Consider the following 1,439-nt stretch of genomic DNA (forward strand, 5'->3'; position numbering starts at 1 on the left):
TACGGCCCGGGCGCCGGCGACGAGTACGCCGCGCAGGTGGGCGAGGCCACCGCCGAGGGGTTCGCCGAGGAGCGGGTGTACGACCCGGCCCACGACGAGGCCCTGGCCGAGGCCCTCGCCGGGGACGGGGTGGTCTACGACGCCAGCGACTTCCCCGCCGACGTCGACGACGCCGACTACCCCGACGACGGCGGTGCGCGGTGAACAGGGTCGAGGACTCCTACCTGGGCTGGGAGCTGCTGCAGCACCAGCCGAATTGCCCGCGGCCGCGGTGGACGGTGGACGTGCGCACCGCGGACGCCTACCGCAGCGACCGCAGCTACTACCGCGACGAGCCGGGCCCCGGGCACTCGTGCCCGGACGAGGACTGCGGCCACGGCCCGGGCTTCCGGGAGATCAGGGTGCGGGTGGTGTGCACCGCGTGCGGCACCGCGCACCTGATCACCGGTGAGGACACCGCGGAGACCGGGCAGACGACGACGTCGACCCGGTACCTGGGGTACGGGATGGCGCCGCGGCACATGGCCGGGCTCTACCTCTACCCCGGACAGCCCTGGCTCGACCTCGGCCGCGCGAACACCGAGTGGCCGCACGACTTCCTCGTCACCACCGCCAAGGTCAACCGCGTGACGCGTGCGGACGTGGCCGGCTCGATCACCCAGAGCCGCGGCCGCCGCGGCGCTGTGCAGTGGGCGGCGTGCGCGGTGCCATCCGAGGACGGGCAGTACGGCTTCGGCTTCGCTGGCACGGACGCGCTCCGGTGGGCCGCGGCCAGCGACGGCATGCGCACAGTGGCCGCGGCCGCGAAGTGGATCGCCGCCCAGCTCGACCGGGCCGCGGGCGGTGACGGCCGTGGCTGAGCTGACGCCACCTACGCCGATGCCGGATGGGCGGCTGGCCGCGATCGTCCGCGCGGGGCTGGTCCTGCCGCACCACGGCGCGGCCGAGTGGAAGCCCGCCACGTACGCGGAGCGTCACCTGCTGGAGCAGGGTCGGGTCCTCGACGGGATGCGTGTGGATCTCCTGCGTGAGATCAGCAGGCTGCGGCAGCGGGTGAACGAGTTGGAGACGTCCCGCGCGGTGCTGCAGGTGCCGCCGCTGAGCGACCGGCACCGCGCGGTCATCGCGGCCGCGGCGGTCGGCGAGACGGTTCCCGAGACCGCGGCCCGCCTGCGCCTGGCCCGCGGCACGGTCCATCAGTACCGCCACTACGCCGTACGGGCGATCGGCGCGCACAGCATGGAGCAGGCGGTGGGTCTCGCCGTGGCCGCCGGGGTCGTCACCGCGGCACCGGCCGGAGGTGAGGACCGGTGATCGCCCTCCTGCTGCTGGTGCTGGCCATGTTCGGCGCGGCGGTCGCCGTGCTCGGCGCCGACGTCGACCCCGCCGTCGTGCTCCTTGTCGCCGTCTTGTTGGCCGAGCTGTGGCTGCTCGCCCAG

At 74.6% G+C, this 1,439-nt stretch carries 3 protein-coding genes; all 3 read left to right on the forward strand.

Annotation, left to right across the window (positions count from 1 at the left end):
• Positions 1–204, forward strand: a 204-nt coding sequence (locus tag H5J30_RS33130; protein WP_220189589.1) for a hypothetical protein, incomplete at its 5' end; no start/stop codon positions are given.
• Positions 201–860: a hypothetical protein gene (locus tag H5J30_RS33135; RefSeq protein WP_181791416.1), complete on the forward strand. Its 660-nt coding sequence runs from the start codon at positions 201–203 to the stop codon at positions 858–860. The genes H5J30_RS33130 and H5J30_RS33135, both read left to right, overlap by 4 nt.
• The gene (locus H5J30_RS33140; protein ID WP_181791418.1) at positions 853–1,314 is read left to right on the forward strand and encodes a LuxR C-terminal-related transcriptional regulator; all 462 of its coding nucleotides are present in this window, start codon (positions 853–855) and stop codon (positions 1,312–1,314) included. The genes H5J30_RS33135 and H5J30_RS33140 overlap by 8 nt, the downstream gene beginning before the upstream one ends.
• Positions 1,315–1,439: the final 125 nt, after the last annotated feature.

Source organism: Streptomyces phytophilus (assembly GCF_013870535.1).
Classification (GTDB): domain Bacteria; phylum Actinomycetota; class Actinomycetes; order Streptomycetales; family Streptomycetaceae; genus Streptomyces; species Streptomyces phytophilus.